This window comes from Streptomyces sp. NPDC002640, assembly GCF_053592575.1.
Genome location: NZ_JBSFVZ010000055.1, coordinates 1 through 4,186 on the forward strand (window position 1 = coordinate 1; position 4,186 = coordinate 4,186).

Annotated in this window: 1 protein-coding gene; it reads left to right on the forward strand. The window is 73.3% G+C overall.

Translation table 11 applies throughout. The features are described from left to right. The coding region (locus tag ACWD3O_RS33930) for a type I polyketide synthase (RefSeq protein WP_451418552.1) at positions 1 to 4,186 on the forward strand (4,186 nt) is incomplete at both ends.

Here is a 4,186-nt window from a genome sequence, read left to right on the forward strand (position 1 = left end):
CACCGCCATCGACTGGCAGGCGGTCCACGGCCCGGACGCCCGGATCGTCGACCTGCCCACCTACCCCTTCCAGCGCGAGCGCTACTGGCTCGACGCCCCCGCCGCCCGTGGCGACCTCACGTCGGTGGGCCTCGCCTCGGCCGAGCACCCCCTGCTCGGTGCGGCCGTGGAACTCGCCGGGGGACAGGGGCACCTGTTCACCGGACGAGTCTCCCTCGACACGCAGCCGTGGCTGGCCGACCACGCGGTCCTGGACTCCGTCCTCTTCCCCGGTACGGCGTTCCTCGAGCTGGCCCTCCTTGCGGGTGCACGGCTCGGCGTGCCGGTGGTCGACGAGCTGCTGCTGGAAGCGCCCTTGGTGCTTCCGGAGAACGGTGAGGCGCAGCTCCAGGTGGCCGTGGGGGCGCCGGACGCGGCGGGACTCCGTGTGGTGGAGCTGTATGCGAGCCCGGCCGGTGGCGACGAGTGGACCCGCCACGCGTCCGGCACCCTCTCACCGTCCGACCTCGCCGCCGCACCCGAAGCGGCCGGTTTCGCACGCGGGCAGTGGCCGCCGGCCGGCGCCGTGGCCGTGGACACGACCAACGTGTACGAGTCGCTCGCCGACCGCGGTTACGTCTACGGGCCCGCCTTCCAGGGGCTGGACGGGTGCTGGCGTGTGGGCGACGTGACGTACGCGGAGCTGCGTCCGGAGACGGATACGGCCGAGCAGTTCATCCTCCATCCGGCGCTGCTCGACTCCGCGCTGCACCCGGTTGCCCTCGCAGACGAGGCGGCGAACGGCCCCCGGGTCCGTCTGCCCTTCGCGTGGCGTGGCGTGACCGTCTACCGGCCGGGCAGCGGGACCCTGCGTGTTCGTCTGGCACCGGCCGCCGACGACACGGTGACCCTCGACCTCGCCGACGCCGCCGGCACGGCCGTGGCGTCCGTCGCCGGGCTGACCGTGCGCGCCGCCGAGTCAGCCCTGCTCGCTCGGGGCGCCGGGCGGCACGACGCGCTGTTCCGGCTCGACTGGCAGCAGTTCCGGAACGAGCCGCGGCGGCGGTTGCGGGAGACCCGTGCGGAGAGGCCGGAGGGGGTGCGGTGGGCCCGGCTCACCACCGACGACGGTGCCGAGGCGGCACTGCCGTCGCCCGAGGCCGCTCGCGACCTGGCCGCCCGGGCGCTGGAGGCCGTGCGGAGCCACGTCAAGGACGAGTCCGTGACGGGCGCCCCGCTCGTGGTGGTGACGCGTCACGCCGTCCAGGTGACGGCGGACGCCGAGGACACCGCCCCGGGAGCCGACGGCGTACGGCCGGACGTGGCCACCGTGTGGGGACTGCTGCGCTCCGCGCAGTCCGAGTATCCGGGTCGCTTCATCCTCGTGGACTCCGACGGAACGGATGAGTCGGAAGCCGCCCTGGCGGACGCCGTGGCGACCGGCGAACCGCAACTCGCCCTGCGGGACGGTGTCCTGTACGCGCCCCGTCTGGTGCGTGTCTCCGATGTCGGGGGTTCGGTGTCGGGGGAGGCCGGTGTGCTGGGTGCCGGTGGGGGGACGGTGCTGGTGACCGGTGGTACGGGCACGTTGGGTGCGTTGGTGGCGCGGCATGCGGTGCGGGTGCATGGTGTGCGGCATCTGGTGCTGGCGAGTCGGCGTGGTGCTGCGGCGGAGGGTGCTGCCGGGTTGCGGGACGAGTTGTTGGCGGCGGGTGCGGAGTCGGTGCGGGTCGAGGCGTGTGATGTGTCCGACCGGGAGGCGCTGGCGGGTCTGCTGGCGTCGATTCCGGTGGAGCGTCCGTTGACGGCGGTGGTGCACACGGCGGGTGTGCTGGACGACGGCACCGTCGACAGCCTCACGCCGGAGCGCATCGACCGGGTGTTGCGGCCGAAGGCCGACGCCGCGTGGAACCTGCACGAACTCACCAGGGCCGCGGAGTTGACCGCGTTCGTCCTCTTCTCCTCCGTCGCCGGCACGCTCGGCACGGCCGGGCAGGCCAACTACGCGGCGGCCAACGCCTATCTGGACGGTCTCGCGGCCTACCGCCAGGGTCTCGGTCTGCCCGCCACCTCCCTCGCCTGGGGCCTGTGGGCCGACGCGAACGGCATGGCCGGTTCGCTCGACGACACGGACCGCACCCGTCTGCGCCGTACCGGCATCGCCCCCATCGGGACCGACGAGGGCCTCGTCCTCCTGGACGCGGCGCTCACCCGGACCGCGCCCGCCCTGGTACCCGCCCGGCTGGATCTCGCAGGTCTCCGGGGCGTCGGCGCGGCGGAGATCCCGGCGGTCCTGCGCGGACTCGTCCGCACGACCGGTCGGCGCCGGGTCACCGGCTCAGCCTCGCTCGACGCACGCCTGGCCGGGCGCACCGAGGCCGAACAGCACGAGCAGCTGCTCGCCCTGGTCCGCACCGAGGTCGCCGCAGTGCTCGGCCACGCCGACGCGGCCTCCGTCGACCCCGGCCGAGGCTTCAACCAGCTCGGGTTCGACTCCCTCACAGCGGTGGAACTCCGCAACCGGATCAACGCGGCCACGGGGCTCCACCTTTCCGCGACACTGATCTTCGACTACCCCACGCCGACGGAACTCGCCCACCACCTCTGGACCCGTACGGTCGGCGACGCGAAGCACTCTGCGGGGACGCCGGCCGCCGCTGACGGGACCACCAGGACCGATGAGCTCACCACCCGCGAGCCGATCGCGATCGTGGGGATGGCGTGCCGGTACCCGGGTGGGGTGGAGTCGCCGGAGGACCTGTGGGAGCTGGTGACGGCCGGTCGGGACGCGATCTCCGGATTCCCGGAGGACCGCGGCTGGGACCTGGAGCGGTTGTACGATCCGGACCCGTCGCAGGCGGGCACGTCGTACGCGCGTCACGGTGGTTTCCTGCACAAGGCGGCGGAGTTCGACGCGGAGTTCTTCGGTCTGTCGCCGCGTGAGGCGCTGGCGACGGACCCGCAGCAGCGGCTCCTGCTGGAGACGGCCTGGGAGACGTTCGAACGGGCCGGCATCGACCCGGGAACGCTGCGCGGCAGCCGGACCGGTGTCTTCGCCGGTGTCATGTACAACGACTACGCCTCCCGCATGCACCACATGCCGGAGGAGTTCGAGGGTTACCTCACCAACGGCAGTGCGGGAAGCGTGGCCTCCGGCCGGGTGTCCTACACGCTCGGTCTGGAAGGCCCGGCGGTGACGGTGGACACGGCGTGCTCGTCGTCGCTCGTCGCCCTGCACCTCGCGGCCCAGTCCCTGCGCAACGACGAGTGCTCGCTCGCCCTCGCCGGTGGTGTGACGGTGATGGCGACGCCCACCACCTTCGTCGAGTTCAGCCGGCAGCGGGGTCTGTCGGCCGACGGCCGGTGCAAGGCTTTCTCGGCGGACGCGGACGGCACCGGCTGGGCCGAGGGCGTGGGTCTCCTCCTGCTGGAGCGGCTGTCCGACGCCCGGCGCAACGGCCACCAGGTGCTCGCGGTGCTCCGGGGGAGCGCCGTCAACCAGGACGGTGCGAGCAACGGGTTGACGGCGCCGAACGGTCCGTCGCAGGAGCGGGTGATCCGGCAGGCCTTGGCGAACGCGCGGCTCGAGCCGTCCGATGTGGACGTGGTCGAGGCGCACGGGACCGGTACGCGGCTGGGTGACCCGATCGAGGCGCAGGCGCTGCTGGCGACCTACGGCCAGGACCGGCCCGAGGAGCGCCCGCTGCGCCTCGGCTCCATCAAGTCCAACATCGGCCACACCCAGGCCGCCGCCGGTGTCGCCGGCGTCATCAAGATGGTCGCGGCGATGCGGCACGGGGTGCTGCCCGAGACCCTCCACGCGAGCGAGCCGTCTCCGCACGTCGACTGGTCCTCCGGAGCGGTGGAACTGCTCACCGCACGGACGTCGTGGCCCGAGGTGGACCGGCCGCGCCGCGCCGCGGTGTCCTCGTTCGGCATCAGCGGTACCAACGCGCACGTGATCCTCGAGCAGGCGCCTGAGCGCGTATCGGTCCCCGAAGAGACCGTGGAGCGTGACGAGCCGGGCGGTCCGACGGCCCTGGTGCTCTCCGCGCGGAGTGAAGCCGCGCTGGCCGAGCAGGCACGGTCGGTGAGGCACCGGCTGCTGTCCTCGGAGGTGCGGGTGCGTGATGTGGCGTGGTCGTTGGTGGCGTCGCGTGCGCGGTTCGGGCATCGGGCTGTGGTGGCGGGTGCGGACCGGGCGGAG